At 68.5% G+C, this 15,812-nt stretch carries 14 protein-coding genes; all 14 read right to left on the bottom strand.

The window, feature by feature from the left end; translation table 11 throughout:
• Window positions 1-30: 30 nt before the first annotated feature.
• The 14 genes from AC5LXX_RS02825 to AC5LXX_RS02760 all read right to left on the bottom strand — a co-directional run bounded on the left by AC5LXX_RS02825 (window position 31) and on the right by AC5LXX_RS02760 (window position 15,739).
• A complete protein-coding gene (locus AC5LXX_RS02825; RefSeq protein ID WP_493410405.1) occupies window positions 31-1,092 on the bottom strand; it encodes an aldose 1-epimerase in 1,062 nt (353 codons plus the stop codon).
• A gap of 50 nt (window positions 1,093-1,142) precedes the next feature.
• A complete protein-coding gene (locus tag AC5LXX_RS02820; RefSeq protein ID WP_493410404.1) occupies window positions 1,143-1,952 on the bottom strand; it encodes an SDR family NAD(P)-dependent oxidoreductase in 810 nt (269 codons plus the stop codon).
• Window positions 1,953-1,975: 23 nt separating this feature from the next.
• Complete coding sequence (araH, locus tag AC5LXX_RS02815) at window positions 1,976-2,992, bottom strand: L-arabinose ABC transporter permease AraH (RefSeq protein ID WP_493410403.1); 1,017 nt, start codon at window positions 2,990-2,992, stop codon at window positions 1,976-1,978.
• Window positions 2,993-3,080: 88 nt separating this feature from the next.
• Entirely contained in the window at window positions 3,081-4,592 is a 1,512-nt protein-coding gene (gene araG, locus AC5LXX_RS02810; RefSeq protein ID WP_124455351.1) for an L-arabinose ABC transporter ATP-binding protein AraG, read from the bottom strand.
• Window positions 4,593-4,659: 67 nt separating this feature from the next.
• A complete protein-coding gene (locus AC5LXX_RS02805; protein WP_124455350.1) occupies window positions 4,660-5,655 on the bottom strand; it encodes an arabinose ABC transporter substrate-binding protein in 996 nt (331 codons plus the stop codon).
• A gap of 111 nt (window positions 5,656-5,766) precedes the next feature.
• Window positions 5,767-6,546, bottom strand: a complete 780-nt coding sequence (locus tag AC5LXX_RS02800; protein ID WP_124455397.1) for an SDR family oxidoreductase — start codon at window positions 6,544-6,546, stop codon at window positions 5,767-5,769.
• Window positions 6,546-7,223, bottom strand: a complete 678-nt coding sequence (locus AC5LXX_RS02795; RefSeq protein ID WP_124455349.1) for a 2-dehydro-3-deoxy-6-phosphogalactonate aldolase — start codon at window positions 7,221-7,223, stop codon at window positions 6,546-6,548. Before AC5LXX_RS02795 ends, AC5LXX_RS02800 begins: the two co-directional genes overlap by 1 nt.
• A 22-nt stretch (window positions 7,224-7,245) precedes the next feature.
• Entirely contained in the window at window positions 7,246-8,271 is a 1,026-nt protein-coding gene (locus tag AC5LXX_RS02790; protein ID WP_493410402.1) for a 2-dehydro-3-deoxygalactonokinase, read from the bottom strand.
• Window positions 8,268-9,167 (bottom strand): IclR family transcriptional regulator, encoded by a 900-nt coding sequence (locus AC5LXX_RS02785; RefSeq protein ID WP_493410401.1) that lies wholly within the window; start codon window positions 9,165-9,167, stop codon window positions 8,268-8,270. The genes AC5LXX_RS02790 and AC5LXX_RS02785 overlap by 4 nt, the downstream gene beginning before the upstream one ends.
• Before the next feature lie 349 nt (window positions 9,168-9,516).
• Entirely contained in the window at window positions 9,517-9,915 is a 399-nt protein-coding gene (locus tag AC5LXX_RS02780) for an EF-hand domain-containing protein (RefSeq protein ID WP_493410400.1), read from the bottom strand.
• 84 nt (window positions 9,916-9,999) lie between these two features.
• Window positions 10,000-11,610 (bottom strand): S10 family peptidase, encoded by a 1,611-nt coding sequence (locus tag AC5LXX_RS02775; RefSeq protein WP_493410399.1) that lies wholly within the window; start codon window positions 11,608-11,610, stop codon window positions 10,000-10,002.
• Between the two features lie 426 nt (window positions 11,611-12,036).
• Window positions 12,037-12,774, bottom strand: coding sequence for a monofunctional biosynthetic peptidoglycan transglycosylase (mtgA, locus tag AC5LXX_RS02770; RefSeq protein WP_493410398.1), 738 nt, complete (start codon window positions 12,772-12,774; stop codon window positions 12,037-12,039).
• Window positions 12,775-12,788: 14 nt separating this feature from the next.
• Complete coding sequence (aroE, locus tag AC5LXX_RS02765; protein ID WP_493410397.1) at window positions 12,789-13,655, bottom strand: shikimate dehydrogenase; 867 nt, start codon at window positions 13,653-13,655, stop codon at window positions 12,789-12,791.
• Entirely contained in the window at window positions 13,652-15,739 is a 2,088-nt protein-coding gene (locus AC5LXX_RS02760; protein ID WP_493410396.1) for an RNB domain-containing ribonuclease, read from the bottom strand. The genes aroE and AC5LXX_RS02760 overlap by 4 nt, the downstream gene beginning before the upstream one ends.
• Window positions 15,740-15,812 lie beyond the last annotated feature (73 nt).

Genomic DNA, 15,812 nt, shown 5'->3' with positions numbered 1-15,812 from the left:
TCGCGGCAAACCGTTGGTAGACCGCGTATTTTACCCGCGTCGGCGGCGTCCCTCGCGGGTCGCGGCATTACTGCGTGCATCGGTGCGCTCGACGGTGAACGCGAACCGCCGCGTCAGCCGCTCGCCGGGCGCGAGCAGCGTCATCCCGTGCGCGGTTGCGCCGCCCGGCAGGTTCACCGCATTGATCGGATGATCGACCGGCTCGAAGCAGAAGAAATCCTCGCCCGGCGGCGTGTAGAGCACGTACGCGTCGGCGTCCGCCGCAACGGTCAGCGACAGCCCGCGGCGCGGCCAGCTCACCGTCGCGTGGCCGCCCCAGCCGGTGAACGCGTGATTGACGAGCGCGGCCGGCAACGGATACGCGACGCCGAACTGCCAGGCCGGCGGCACGCTCACGTGCCGCACCGGCAGGAAATCGGCGCCCGACAACCACAGCCCGCCGGCCGCCGCGGCCAGCTCGGTCACCGTATCGCGCACCAGGAACGGATGCACGCCGAGCCCGAACGGCAGCCGCGCACGCCCCGCGTTCTCGATCGTCAGTGCGATCGACAGCGTCGCATCGTCGAGTTCGAACGACTGGATCGCGCGAAACGCATACGGCGCGCCGGCAGTGCGGTCGAGCAACAACTGCAGCGTCGTGTCGGTCGCATCGTCCACCTGCCACGGCGCGAGCCAGCCGTCGCCGTGGATCGGCAGCGGCTCGTCGCGGCGGTTGCGCGGCACCGCGACCTTGCGTCCGTCGCATTCGAAGCGCCCGTCGCCGATCCGGTTCGAGTAAGGCAGCAGCGGATAGCACGCGAGCTCGTTCGGGTCCGTCGCCGCCTCCGGGTGCTCGCAGCGCCGGAACACCGGCACCAGCGCGCCGTTGTCACCGCGCCAGTCGAAGCGCGCGATGCCGCCGCCGAGGTGCGGCAGCACGTCGAGCCGCAGCGACGCGTTCGACAGCGAGACGGCCGCCGCATGCGCGGCGCCGACGCCCTGCGCGAACGCGGCCGTCTGCGGGCCGGGGCTGACCGGCTGCGCGGCGGCGGCCAGGCGCGCGCGGCGCGACTGGCTGGTGGACGACGATGCGCGCGAGGACGTGGCGGTCATGGTGAACTCCTTTCCTTCGTCGAAGAAACGATGCAGGTCGATGCGAACGGTCAGGCCCAGCCACCGTCGACGATCACGTCCTGCGCGGTGATCATCCGGCTGTCGTCGGCCGCGAGAAACAGCGCCATCCGCGCGAGGTCGGCCGGCAGCAGTTCCGCGTCGATGCACTGGCCGGCCTTGATCGCCGCACGGCCGGCGTCGTCGAGCCACAGCCGGCGCTGCTTGTCGGTCATCACCCAGCCGGGCACCAGCGAATTCACGCGGATGCCGAACGGGCCGAGGTCGCGCGCGAGGCCGCGCGTCAGGCCCTGCACGGCCGCCTTCGCCATCACGTAGACGGGATAGCCGCCGTTCTTCAGCATCCAGCTGATCGAACCGAGATTGATGATCGCGCCGCCGCCCTGCCGCTTCATGTCGTCGATCACCGCCTGCGCGGCGAAGAACTGGTGGCGCAGGTTCACCGCGATGCCCGCGTCGAACGAATCGGGCGTCACGTCGCCGATCGCGTGGCGCGTGTCGTTCGCCGCGTTGTTCACGAGTACCGCGATCGCGCCGATGCGTGCGCGGATCGCGTCGATCGCATGGCGCAGCGCGTCGACGTCGGTCAGGTCGCACGACAGGAACAGCGGCGCATGGCGCACGTGCGCGAGACGTTCGGCCAGCGCGGCGCCGGCGGCCGCGTCGAGGTCGACGAACGCGACGCGCGCGCCCTGTTCGGCGAAGTGCTCGACGAACGCCGCGCCGATGCCGGTCGCGCCGCCCGTGATCAGCACCGCGCGATCCTCGAGGCTCGGGTAGCGGGCGTAGCGCGCATCGCTCGCGGCCTCGTGCGCGCCGTTCACTGATGTGTCGATGGTCATGCGTATCGTCTCCGTGGATTCGGTCAGTCGCGTACGCCGCGGTTCTTCAGCTGGTCGAGCAGCACGGCCGCGAGCAGGATCGCGCCGCGCACGAGGTACTGGTAGAACGCGTCGATGTTCAGCAGGTTCATCACGTTCTCGACGGTGCCCATGATCAGCACGCCGATCACGACGCCCGAGATCGTCGCACGGCCGCCCATCAGCGACACGCCGCCGAGCACGCACGCGGAGATCACGTTCAGCTCGAAGCCTTGCGCGGCGTTCGGCTGGCCCGACGTGATGCGCGAAGCGAGGATCACGCCGGCCAGCGCCGTCACCGCACCCTGGATCAGGAAGATATAGACGCGCGTGCGTTCGACGTTGATCCCCGCGAGCCGCGACGCCTCGGGGTTGCCGCCGATCGCAAGCGTGTTGCGGCCGTACACGGTCTGGTTCAGCAGCACGCCGAACCCGATGAAGCACAGCAGCGTGACCCAGATCGGCAGCGACACGCCGAACATCGACAGTCCGCCGAGCGCGATGAAGGTATCCGACGACACGCCGACCGCCTGCCCTTTCGACACGATGAAGCCGAGCCCGCGCACGATCTCCATCGTCGCGAGCGTCGTGATCAGCGCGTTGATGCGCAGGTACGCGATCACCGCGCCGTTCACGAAGCCGATCGCGGCACCGGCCGCCACTGCCGCGACGATCGCGACGAACGTGTTGTCGGTCGCGTTCAGCACCATCGCGCACAGCACGCCGGAGAACGCGACGGTCGAGCCGATCGACAGGTCGAAGTCGCGCGACGCGAGACAGAACATCATCGTGCACGCGACCATGCCGATCTGCGAGATCGACAGCGCGAGGCCGAGCATGTTGTCGATCGAGAAGAAGTGATCGACGGTCAGCGACATCGTGATGAACATCACCGCGAAGATCGCGATCAGGCTGTATTCGGTCAGGTGCTGCCACCACTTCTGGCGGTCGCTCTGCTGCGGAACCAGCGCGTCGGCCGTGGGCTTCACGGCGGCGCTGGCCAGGTTTTCGTTGGCTTGCATGATGGTTCTCCTGCTCCTGCATCGCGCGACCCGCGCCGCGCGTGTTCGATTCGAATGTCCCGGGCTTATGCGGACGTGGGCGGCCGCGTCAGGCCGCCTCGACCGCGCTCGTCTGCGGCAGCGCGAGGTTCAGCACCGCGTGTTCGTTCGCCTGTTCGCGCGGCAGCTCGCCGGCGATCCGGCCTTCGCGCATCACGACGATGCGGTCGGACACGCCGAGCACTTCCGGCAGTTCCGACGACACCATCACGATCGCGCAGCCGCGCTCCGCGAGCCGGTAGATCACGTCGTAGATCTCGTGCTTCGCGCCGACGTCGATCCCGCGCGTCGGCTCGTCGAGGATCACGACCTTCAGGTCGGGCTCGGCGAGCCAGCGCGACAGGATCGCCTTCTGCTGGTTGCCGCCCGACAGGAAGCGGATCTTCTGGCGCCGGTTCGGCGTCTTGATCTTCAGCCGCTGGATGAAGCGGTCGGCCGTTTCGCTTTCGGCCTTGCGGTTGATGAACAGCCCCGCGCGCAGCGAATGGCGGCGGCAGCTGATGTTGATGTTCTCCGCGACCGACGCGATCGCGATGATCCCCTCTTCCTTGCGGTCCTCGGGGCACAGCACGATGCCGTGGCGGATCGCGTCGCCGGTGCGCTTCACGTCGATGCGCGCGCCGTCGAGCGTCAGCACGCCCGCGCGCCGGTGGTCCGCGCCGTATACGAGCCGCATCAGCTCGCTGCGGCCCGCGCCCACCAGCCCGAAGAAGCCGACGATCTCGCCCGCGCGCACCGAGAAGCTCGCGGGTTCGCGCAGCGCATGGCCGTCGATGCCTTCGGCGGAGAATCGCACGTCGCCGAGCGTGCGCGGCGCGTAATGATAGATATCCGAAATCTCGCGCCCGACCATCTCGGCGACGAGCCGTTCGCGCGGCACATCGGCGAGCGACTCGTGCGACGCGATCTTGCGCCCGTCGCGGAAGATCGTGCACGCGTTGCAGAGCCGGTAGATCTCGTCCATCCGGTGCGAGATGTAGATCAGCGCACGGCCCTGCGCGCGCAGGTCGTCGACGAGCTTGAACAGCACCTCGGTCTCGCGATGCGACAGCGAGCTCGTCGGTTCGTCGAGCGCGATCACGCGCGCATTGCGCATCAGCGCCTTGCAGATCTCGACCATCTGCCGCTGCGCGATCGACAGCCGCCCGAGCTTCGCGTCGGGATCGAGATCGACGCCCATCGCCGCGAGCCGCTCGCGCACGTAGCGCTTCGCCTCGCGCTTCCTCACCCAGCCGAACGCGTTCGGCAGGCGGCCGAGCAGCAGGTTTTCCGCGACCGTCAGGTCGGGCACGTACTGCAGCTCCTGGTGAATCACCGCGATGCCGGCCGCGATCGACGCGGCCGCATTCGCGAACTGCACGGGCTGGCCGTCGACCAGCACGCTGCCCGCATCGGGCTGGTATTCGCCGCCGAGAATCTTCAGCAGCGTCGATTTTCCCGCGCCGTTCTCGCCCATCAGGCCATGCACCTCGCCCGCATGCACGTCGAACGAAATGCCGTCGAGTGCGCGCACGCCGGGAAATACCTTGCCGATATTGTCAAAACGCAGTGCCGCTGACACGTCGTCTCCCTGCTTCCAGATCGATCGACCGCCGGCCGCCGCATCGCCGCGGCAGCCGGCGGGCCGCTTACTTCGACGCGAGCCCCATCTCGTCGCGCACCTTCGACACGTTGTCGCGCGTCGCGAGCATGCCGGTCGTCAGCGTCAGCGCCGGCGGTGCCTTGCCCTGCGTGATCCACGCGTACATCAGGTCCGAGGTTTCCTCGCCGTGGCGCTTCGGGCTGATGATCACGGTGCCGTAGAAGCCCGTCGGCTGCGGCTTCTTGAACTCGTTCAGCGCCGAATCGGAACCGCCGATGCCGATGCCGATCATGTTGTCGGCCTTGAAGCCGCGCCCTTCGGCCGCGCGCACCGCGCCGAGCACGGCCTCGTCGTTCAGGCCGTACGCCACCCAGTGCTTGAACTGCGGGTTCTTCGTGAGCGCAATGTTCGCCGCGTTGAACGCGTTTTCCGTGTCGGTCTTCGCCTGCGGCGCCGCGATCACGTTCGCCTTCGGGAAGCCGGCGGCCACCAGCGCGTCGGTCGCGCCGCTCGTGCGGTCGTGTGCGGTCGGCAGCTGCTCGTAGGTGATGTCGATCGCGCCGACGTCCTTCATGTCCCAGCCACGCTTCTTGATCTCGGCCGCGATGCCGTCGCCGACCTGCTTGCCGATGTTGTACGCGGAGATCCCCATGTGCGGCACCGACTCGATCGGCTTGCCCGCGCCGTCGACGAGGCGGTCGTCGACCGTCATCATCTTCAGGTTGTGCGACTTCGCCTTCGCGACGATGCCCGGCCCGAGCTTCACGTCGGGCGTGCAGATGATGAAGCCCTGCGCCTTCTGCGCGGACAGGTTGTCGATCGCGCTCATCACCTTCTCGCCGGACGGCGCGCCGATCTTCACGAGCGTGAAGCCCTTCTGCTTTGCGGCGATCTCGGCGAATTTCCACTCGTCCTGGAACCACGGCTCTTCCGGCTGCTTCACCAGGAAGCCGATCTTGACCGGGTCGGCCGCGTGCGCGACCGGGCTGCCCATCACCACCGCCGCCGCAGCGGCCAGCGTTACGAACGTTCTGCGTTTCATCTCCAGTGTCTCCTTGTTTTCATCGAACAGGATGCAGCCGCTTGTTGGTTTCGACGCAGCGTGCGCGCGGCCGTCGCACGTGCGGTCTTTCGAATCGCTACGTCAGTCGTGTCAGTCGTGGTACAGCGCCGCACGCCCACCGTCGACGGTGATGCATGCGGCATTGATGAACGGCGCCTCGTCGGACGCCAGGAACACGGCCGTCATCGCGACCTCCTCCGGCCGGCCGATCCGCTTCATCGGCTGCAGCGCGAGCGTCTCGGCGCGCGCGGCAGCCGGGTCGGGCTGCGCGTCCCACCAGTCGCGCGTGAGCTGCGTCTCGATGTAGCCCGGCGCGATCGCGTTCACGCGCACGTTGCGCGCCGCGTATTCGATGCCGAGCGCACGCGTGAGACCAAGCACGCCGTGCTTCGCGACCGGGTACGGAAAGCAGCCCGGGATGATCCTGAATGCATGCGTCGACGCGATGTTCACGATGCTGCCGCGGCCGCGCTCGACCATTCCCTCCAGCGCCGCGCGGCAGCCGTGCCACACGCCGTCGAGATCGACCGCGAAGCAGCGGCGCCAGTCGTCGTCGGTCATCGTCAGCGGATCGGCGAACACGTTGATGCCCGCGTTGTTCACGAGCACGTCGAGTGGGCCGAACGCCGCTTCGGCCTGCGCGAGCGCATCGCGCACCGCATCCTGCCGCGCGACGTCGGCCTGCAGCGGCAGCACGCGCGCGCCGTCGAATTCGCGTGCAATCGCGGCGGCCGTGTGCTGCGCCTGCGGGAAGTCGAGATCGACGAGCGCGACGGCCGCGCCCTCGCGAACGAACGCGCGGGCGATCGCGGCGCCGATGCCCCGGCCCGCGCCCGTCACCATCGCGACCTTGCCCGCGAGGCGGCCCATCATGCCGCTCCGCCGCGCGCGACGCGCAGGCCGGCCTGGAACGCGCGCGCGTTCGCCGCCGTCGTGTCGGCCGACTGGCCGGGCCGGTACAGCGCCGAGCCGAGCCCGAAGCCGTTCGCGCCGGCGCTGAGGAACGGCTCCATGTTGTCGGGCGAAATCCCACCGACCGGGATCAGTGGCACCGCACGGTCGATCACCGCGCGCCACGCCTTCACGACCACCACGCCGAGCTGTTCGGCCGGGAACATCTTCAACACGTCGGCACCGTTCGCGAGTGCCGCGAACGCTTCGGTCGGCGTCGCGACGCCCGGTGCGCTCGCGAGGCCGCGCTCGCGCGCGCGGCGGATCACGGCCGCGTCGCTGTGCGGCATCACGATCAGCGCGCCGCCCGCATCCTGCACGCGGTCGACATACTCGGCACGCAGCACGGTGCCCGCGCCGACGATCATGTCGTCGGGCAATGCGCGCCGCAGCGCCGCGATGCTGTCGAACGGATCCGGCGAGTTGAGCGGCACCTCGACGATCCGGAACCCGGCTTCATACAGCGCACGGCCATGGTCGGCCGCTTCGGCGGGCGTGATGCCGCGCATGATCGCGATCAGCGGACACGCATCGAACGCACGCATCAATGCGGCGTGGGGCGTGTACGGCGCGGGCAATGTCAGGTCGGACGGCATCGAAGTTTCCTCTGCAAGCAGTTCATTGGTCGGCGCAGACGGGCTCGCCGTCCGCGCGCACGAGCCCGGCGCGCGACGCGATCCGCCACAGGCCGAGCTCGGTCGCATGCGCGGCGACACGCGCATGCGCATGGCCGAATACCTGGAGCGCATCGACGTAGCGCGAACACAAGCCGTCGTCGCCGATCAGCAGCAGCGGCTGGTCCGCGAGCGCGATGCCGCGCTCCGCGAGCATCGCGTCGAGCGCATTGAGCTCGTGGCCGATCAGCAGGCCGGACAGATAGTCGCCCTGCGCGTCGGGCGCAAGCCGGTCGGTCAGCCCCAGCGTGCGCGTGCTGAAGATCGTCGCGAGCAGCCCCGTGCGCTGCGCGCCGCGCGCGACCGACACGCCGCGCACGAACGCGTCGCGATCCGGCGAAACGCCCGCGCGCATCGTGCGGCCGAGGATCGTGTGGTCGCGCAGCACGGCGAACAGCTCGCCCGTCATGAAGGTCTGGAAACGCTCGATCAACCCGTCCTTCACCCACGCCCATTTCGCATGCGTTCCCGGCAAGCCGATCAGTACCCCTGAACGATCGGCGCCAAGCGTGGGATCGCTCGCGAGTGCACCGAATATCTGCGTTTCTTCGCCGCGCATCACGTCGGGCAATTCGCCCGTCGCGATCACGCCCGGCACGATCGAGACCGTCGTGCCGCGCGACGTCGTCACCGTGATGAGGCCCGCGACGAGTGCGTCGGCACCGGCCGGCACCGCGACGTACGGCGCCTCGCGCCAGCCCTGCGCGCTGCCGACCATCCCGGCCGCGAGCACCGGCAGGCCGGGCGTGCGGTCGAGCCAGTCGCCGCATGCTTCCTCGAACACGGCGTCGAACGCGCGCGCGCCGCCGCCCGGCATATGCATGACGCCCGCCGCGCGGCTGCGCGTGTCGAGCAGCACGCCGTGCGCGTCGTACAGGTAAGCGCGCAGCGACGTCGTGCCCCAGTCGAGCGCGATCAGCGACGGGGCGGCGGTGCTGGCAACCGGAACGGGCCGGGTCGAAGTGGTCATCGTTTGATCCTGCGGGTACCCTGCGGCGGGCTCCAGCCCAGTTCCGCGGAAATGGCTCGCGCTTCGCGCTGCACGAGCGGAATCAGTTCGTCCATCCGGTCGTGCGGCATGTACGGAATTGTGCTGGCGACCGACACGGCCGCGACGACCGCACCCGACGCATCGCGGATCGGTGCGGCCACGCAGCGGATCGACGCCTCGTTCTCCTCGAGGTCGAACGTGTAGCCGCCGGCCGCGTAATGGGCCATGCGCTGCAGGAACGCGTTCGTCTCGGGCCGGTTGTCGGGCTTGAAGTTGACGCCGGCCAGCGCGCGCCGCGCGGCTTCGAACAGCGAGCGCCACAGGTCGGGATCGAGGTCGAGCATCATCGCCTTGCCGATGCCGGTCGACGCGAGCGGCATCCGGTGGCCGACGCGCGAGCGCATCTCGAGGCCACGCGTGCCGGGAATCTTGTCGATGTACAGCACGTCGTCGCCGTCGCGCACGCCGAGGTGGATCGTGTCGAGCGTCGCTTCCGCAAGCGCTTCGAGATGCGGCCGTGCCACCGCGGTGAGCGGCATCTGCTCGAGCGCAATCGTGCCGAGCTCGATCAGCTTCGGGCCGAGCAGGTAGCCGCCCTGCACCTGACGCAGGTAGCGCGCCTGCACGAGGCTGCTGACGAGACGGTGCGTCGTGCTGCGCGTCGTGCCGAGCGCCGCGCCGATCGCCCGCATGTCGCGCGCGCCGTTCGCGATCGCCTCGAGGATCGCGAGGCCGCGCAGCAGCGTCTGCGTGCCGGCCTGCTGCGCGGCGAGATCGAGCGGCGTGCTGGTCGCGCCGATGCTGTCGGTCAGCGATACATCGTTCGGTGTCGCGCGCCGGGCGTCGAGGGCAAGGGAATCGGGCATCTTGGTCATGGAACGGGCTTCTTCAACGGAATCGGTGAAGCCGCCCGCGCGGCGCCGGAACGAGGTCCCGTGCTGCGGCGTGGCGGCGGTCGATGCACCGAGTAAAGCGCCCGGCGAACTTCATGGAAGGTGTCTCCGTGTGCGACGGGCGCCGCGCGATGCGTGGGTCCGAAGCTGTCGATGTGCTTCGGATTGTAGGAGCGCACGCACTCGTCTCCAATATTTGAGTGCGTTGTCCAGATAATGAGAATTTGGCGGAAACCGGCCAGGAGCGCGACGCCACGGCCGCGCCATGAACACGGGGGCGGAACCCGCCGTGCCGCAGGTTCCGCCCCCGTTTGTTCACGACGCGCCGCGCTTACTGCTGGCTGCTCGTGCTGCGTGCCTGCATGTAGCGCTGCACGTCCGCGAACGACACGCGGCCGTTGCCGCCCGCATCGATCTGCCGGAAGTGGTTCGCGACATAGCCGAGGCCGGCCGCCCGCGCCTGCGACTCGGTGATCGCACCCGTGTTCTGCGTGTCGGCCGCGCTGAACTGGCTCGCGAGCTTGCGCACGACCTGCGCGTGCAGCGCGGCGCCCGTCGTCTGCGTGCCGGCAGTCGCCTTGCGCGCGGCCGGCGGCACGTACGGATCGCCGAGCTGCGCCTGGCGCGCACGCGCCGGTGCGGCGGCGTCGCTCGCCTGCGCGAACGCGGATACGGATGCGGTGCCGGCGCATGCAAGCGCCGCGGCAGCGACGATGAAACGTTTCTTCATATCAGGCTCCAGTCTGGAATGAGGTCGTCGACGGCCGGCGAGCGGCGGCGCCACGGGCGCCCGTCGCCGGCCTCGCACATCGCATCAGTGCGCGGCCGCGTTGTAGAAGGTCACGAGGTCGGCTTTCTCCTGCGGACGCGACGTATCGTCGAGATAGACCATGTGTCCGCCCTGATAGTCCTTGATCGTCAGGTTCGGCTGCGTCCCGAGCCGCGCGAGATCGAGCTCGGTCTGGTAGAACGGCGTCGCGATGTCGTGATACCCGTTCAGCGACAGCACCTTCAGCTGCGGGTTCAGCGTCAGCGCCGCGGCGAGGTCGGGGATCGTGTCGGGCATCGCGAGCCCGTCGTGCGTCCAGTCCCACGTGTTGATCGCATTGCTGCTCACCGAGTAGGCCGACTGCGCGGTGTACTTCAGCTCGTTCGGCAGGTAGCGGCCGATCGTGTCGGTGAACGGCTTCGTGATGAACGAGCTCGACGGATCGCCGTCGGCCGCGAGCGGACTCGACACCGGCACGTTCACGCGCGCGTCGTAGCGGCCGATCAGCGTGCCCGGGACCAGCGACAGCTGGAAGCTGTTGTCGAAGAAGGTCGGGACCACGTTGAAGTCCGCATTCCACAGCGACTGCTTCACGCCCGTCGCATTCACCATCGTCGTGACGAGGTTCGGCGGCGGCGGCGTATGGCTCGCGAGGTACGCGTTCACGGCGGGCGCATAGCTGCCGGCCGTCAGCAGGCGCATCTGGTCCGCATACTGCGGCAGGTTCGACGGGTTCGGGTTGTCGAGCTGGTAGTACGCGCCGACAGTCCCGTACGACGGCACGAAGCCCGCGCAGCTCACCGGGCTCGACCCGTTGTTCGAATTGCCGATGTAGTCGCTCGCCATGTCGCAGTTCGTGTTGTAGTTCAGGATCGACGACTGCAGCACGATGCCGTCGAGCTTCACGCCGGCCGTCTCGAGCAGGTTCGCGAGCACGTCGGTGCGCGGCGTGCCGTACGATTCGCCGAACAGGTATTTCGGCGACGCGCTGCGCTGGTTCACGGCCAGGTAGCGCGTGACGAAATCGCGGAACGCGCCGCCGTCCTGGTCGACGCCCCAGAACGTCTGGTTCGTGTTCGGCGCGATCGCTTCGGAGAAGCCGGTGCCGATCGCATCGACGAACACGAGGTCGGTCGTGTCGAGCAGGCTTTCCTGGTTGTCGACGAACGGGAACGTCGACGTGTTCGCGTTCGGGTCGCCGGTCTGGATCCGGCGCGGGCCGAACGAGCCGAGGTGCAGCCACACCGAGGCCGAGCCCGGGCCGCCGTTGTACAGGAACGTCACGGGCCGCTTTGCCGCCGGCTGGTTGTCGGCCGTGTAGGCGACGTAGAAGAACGACGCTTCGGGTGCGCCCGTCTGCGGGTTGCGCGCAACGAGGTGGCCGGCCGTGGCCGTGTACCGGATCGTCTTGCCGTTCAGCGTGATCTGATGATGCGTGACGGCCGCTTTTTCGACCGCGGCGGAGGCGTCGAGCGACGCAGTCGCGCTCGACGAATAACTATTGGGATCGTTGTACGCCTTGTCCACCTGACCCGCGGGATCGGCTGAATTGTCGGCGCTCGCAGCGGCGGACGATGTCACGTCGTCGTTGCAGGCCGTCAGAATCAGCGAAGAAAACACCACCCCCAACAACAGCTTCGCTTTGCTCGCTGGCATCGTTGCTTTCCTTCTCTCGGATGTTTTTTGTGTCGAGCAGCCGGATAAGCCGCCCCCCGCCTCGATTGCGGCCGATAAGCCGAGGCGCTGGCCAATATACGCGAGCCCGTCAGCTTTGAAAAATTTTGAAATATTTGGCTGGCGGAGGGTGCGGTGCACACCTTTCAGGAATGCTTCGAATCGTGAAACGTTGCATTTCACGTCGCTTTCATCGACTTTTGCGTTTACCCGCGACAACTAAAAAAAGTTGGATTTCGTGCCATATCGACAAACAAAATCGCACGATCGCGAGAATTGATCAGTAAGACGAAATAGACGGATTCGTCTAATGGATGTGGCCCGAAATGCGCACGACATCAATGCGCTGCAGTGCACCAATGGCGCGCGGGCGTCGGAACGGACAATGCGACGGCGCGCTCGCGCCGCTCACTGCGATTGCGGCAGTTCGGCCGCGCCCATCCGGCGCGCGATGACCGCCGCGCGCTGCGTCTGGTAAGCCGAGCCGCGATGCGCGTCGAACCAGCGCGGCTTCGGCAGCATCACCGCGAGACGCGCCGACTGCCACGCGCCGAGCCGGCTCGCGGGGACCTTGTAGTAATAGCGGGCGGCCGCCTCGGCGCCGTACACGCCGCGGCCCCATTCGACCGAATTCAGGTAGATCTCGAAGATGCGCTCCTTGTCGAGGACCGCTTCGAGCATCCACGTGATGATGAGCTCCTGCCCCTTGCGGATGTAGCTCTTCTCGCGCGACAGGAACAGGTTGCGCGCGAGCTGCTGCGTGATCGTCGAGCCGCCCGCGACGATCTTGCCGCGCGCCTTGTTCTTCTCCCACGCCTGCAGGATCGCGTCGACGTCGTAGCCGTTGTTGGTCGCGAAGGTCGAGTCTTCGGAGGCGATCAGCGCGCGCTTCAGGTTGCGCGAGATCTGGTCGTACGGCACCCACTGGTGCTGGATCTGCGCGGGCGGCGTCGCGCGCGACAGCCACCACGCATCGGTGCGCATGAACGCGGTCGAGCCCGGGTTCACGAACGACCACAGTGCGATCTGCACGAGATAGAACAGCTGCGTCGCGAGCCACGCGCCCACGAACACCGATCCCGCATAGGCGACCCAGCGAGCGAGGCTCACCGATTGCATGCGCTGCGCGCTGCTCACCGCCACCACGGGCCGCGCTCCGGTCAGCTCGCCGCGAGCGCCTGGCGCAGCGCGGCCAGCACCGGTGCGCCGTCCGGCCGCACGCCGCGCCAGATGAAGAACGATTCGGCTGCCTGTTCGACCAGCATCCCGAGCCCGTCGGCCGTGCGCGCGCCGAGCGACGCCGCATGCTGCATGAACACGGTCGGCTGCGCGCCGTACATCATGTCGTACGCGAGCGTGCCCGCGCCGAACGCGGCCGCGTCGCATTCCGGCAGCGCGGCATCGAGGCTGCCGGCCGTCGCGTTGATCACCACGTCGTACGGCTCCGCGCGCACCACGTCGGGACCGCCGCCCGCGAGCGTGCAGCCCGCATCGTGCGCGGCCTGCATGAACTGGCCGACGAGCGCTTCGGCCTTGCTCGCGGTACGGTTCACGATCGCGATCGCCAGCGGCGCACGGTCGAGCAGCGGCAGCACGACGCCGCGCGCCGCACCGCCCGCGCCGAGCAGCAGGATGCGTGCGCCCGCGAGCGACACGCCGAGATTGTGTTCGATGTCGCGCACGAGGCCGACGCCGTCGGTGTTGTCGCCGTGGATATGGCCGTCGGCATCGATACGCAGCGTGTTCACCGCGCCTGCCGCCGCCGCGCGCGGCGACAGCGAGTCGGCCAGCGCATGTGCGTCGAGCTTGAACGGCACCGTCACGTTCGCACCGCGGCCGCCTTCGGCGACGAACGCGCGCACGGCCGCTTCGAAGCCGTCGACCGGCGCGAGCCGGTGCGCGTACTCGATCGGCTCGCCGGTCTGCGCGGCGAACTGCGCGTGGATGAACGGCGACTTGCTGTGCGCCACCGGGTTGCCGAACACGACATAGCGGTCGGCGCCGCTCGTCGACGCCATCGCGTTCATGATGCGCGCCCCTCTTCGCCGTCGTTGCCGCCAGCGGCTTCGCCGCCGGCTTCTGCCGCCGCGCCGTCGGCTTCGGCCAGCGCCTCCGCCTCGGTTTCCGCCGATGCGTCTTCCGCGTCGACCAGCGTGTCGTCGCCGCCTTCGGCGTCATCCTCTTCCTCGGCCGCGTCGCCACTCGTCACGGTCGGCGCGTCGAGCACGTTCAGGAGGCGTACCGACGCCTCGATCGTCAATTCGTCGAGCGACATCACGTCGAGCAGCACGCGCGTGCCGCGCGCATGCACGCCGAGCCCCGGCACGTGCAGCAGCAGCGGAATTTCCTCGAGGCGCACGAGATCGCCCTTCACGACGCTCGCGACGACCTGCTTCTTCTGCTCCTGAGCGAGCCAGCGCAGGCACCAGAAGTACTCCATCCGGCGCTGGTAGTCGGCGTAGGCCGTGTACGTATCGTCGAAGCCCTGCACGACCGCGTACAGGTCGGCGTCCTTCGGCTTGAACGGCGCGGCGAGCTTCGCGGTGACGCCGTGCTGCACGCACGCGAGCAGCTGCCACTGGTTTACGAGATCGACGTAGCGGCGCAGCGGCGACGTGCTCCACGCGTACTGCGCGACGCCGAGGCCTTCGTGCGGCGCGGCCGTCGTCTGCATCCGCGTGCGCTTCGGGCCCGGTGCGCCGAAGCCGCGCTGCGAGCGGTAGATGCCCGGCACCGTGTGGTCGTGCAGGAACGCGCCCCAGGTCGAGTTCGCGAGGATCGCGAGCTCCGACACGATCAGGTCGAGCGGCGACCCGCGGCGGCGCGGCGTGATCGACACGTGCTCGCCTTCGACGTAGAAGTTGTAGTCGGTGTTGCGCTGCACCTCGCGCTTCAGGCCGTAGCCCGCGCGCGCGACCTGGCGCTTCTCGAACAGCGCCTGCGCGAGCGGCCACAGCACGGCGATGTCGTCCTTGTGCGGATAGTCGCCGGTGCCGGCCGCGAGCGTCTCTTCATTGACGAGCTCGTCGAGCGTGTTGTGGCGCAGGTTGTTCTTCACGAACACGAGCTCGGCGCGCGTCTCGTTCGCGACAATCTCCTGCGTTTCGCGGTTGACGATGATGTACAGCGACAGCGCCGGACGGTAATCGCCTTCCTTCAGCGTGAACACGTCGACGACGTTGTCCGGCAGCATCGTGATCTTGTCGCCCGGCATGTAGACGGTCGACAGGCGCGTGCGCGCGATCGCGTCGACCGCGTCGCCGCGCACAATGCCGAGCGCCGGCGCCGCGATGTGCACGCCGATCCGCACACGGCCGTCCGACAGGTGCTCGACCGAGAACGCGTCGTCGATTTCGGTCGTCGTGATGTCGTCGATCGAGAACGCCTCGACGTTCGCGCGCGGCAGGTCGTCCGGCAGCGCGCCGACCGTGACGGGCGGAAAGCCCGTGCCGTGCGGGAAGAATTCCGCGAGGAAGCGCGCCTCGTGCAGCGCGCGCGGCGACGCGATGCCGCCGCAGTCGAGCATCAGCCGCGCCGGCGACACGCCACGCGCGCCGGCCGCCGCTTCCATCGCCTTGTATTCGATCGCGTTCTTGTCCGGCCGCGTCAGCAGCCCGAGCACCTTGCCCGCGAATGCGTCCGGCAGCTTGCCGGCCTTCAGTTCCTCTTCATACTGCGCCTGGACCAGCGCCTGCTGGCGCTTGCGCTCGAGCGACGCCAGCGCCATCTTGAGCTGTTCTTCCGGCGCGCGCTGGTACTGGCCGCGCCCCTTGCGGCGGAAGTAGACGGGCGAACCATGCAGCCGCAGCACCAGCGCCGCACGCTCGACCGGGCCGTACGTCGCGCCGAAGTACTCGGCGGCCAGCGCCGTATACGCAAACTCGTCGGCCGGCGCGCATTCCCACAGGAAATCCAGGTCGATCTGCTGCGCGGCCGTGTCGGCCTCCTGCATCAGCTCGCCCGCGGCCGGCTTCTCGAACTCGATCAGCACGTCTTTCGCGCGCACCTTCGCCCGCCGCCCGCCCGGCAACTCGACCTGAAATGCATCGCCCTGGCGCGACAGCACGCTGCCCGCCTTGAAACTGCCCGATTCCTCGAAGAAAACGTTCACTCAGTACTCTCGTTCAGACTGCCCGGCACCGCGTCGGCGGCACCGCATGATGATGGGGATTCGATCGGCACAC

It is taken from the genome of Burkholderia torrens (assembly GCF_984668525.1).
Note: the sequence above shows the minus strand (reverse complement) of the source record. Positions and strands in the feature narration are given on the sequence as shown.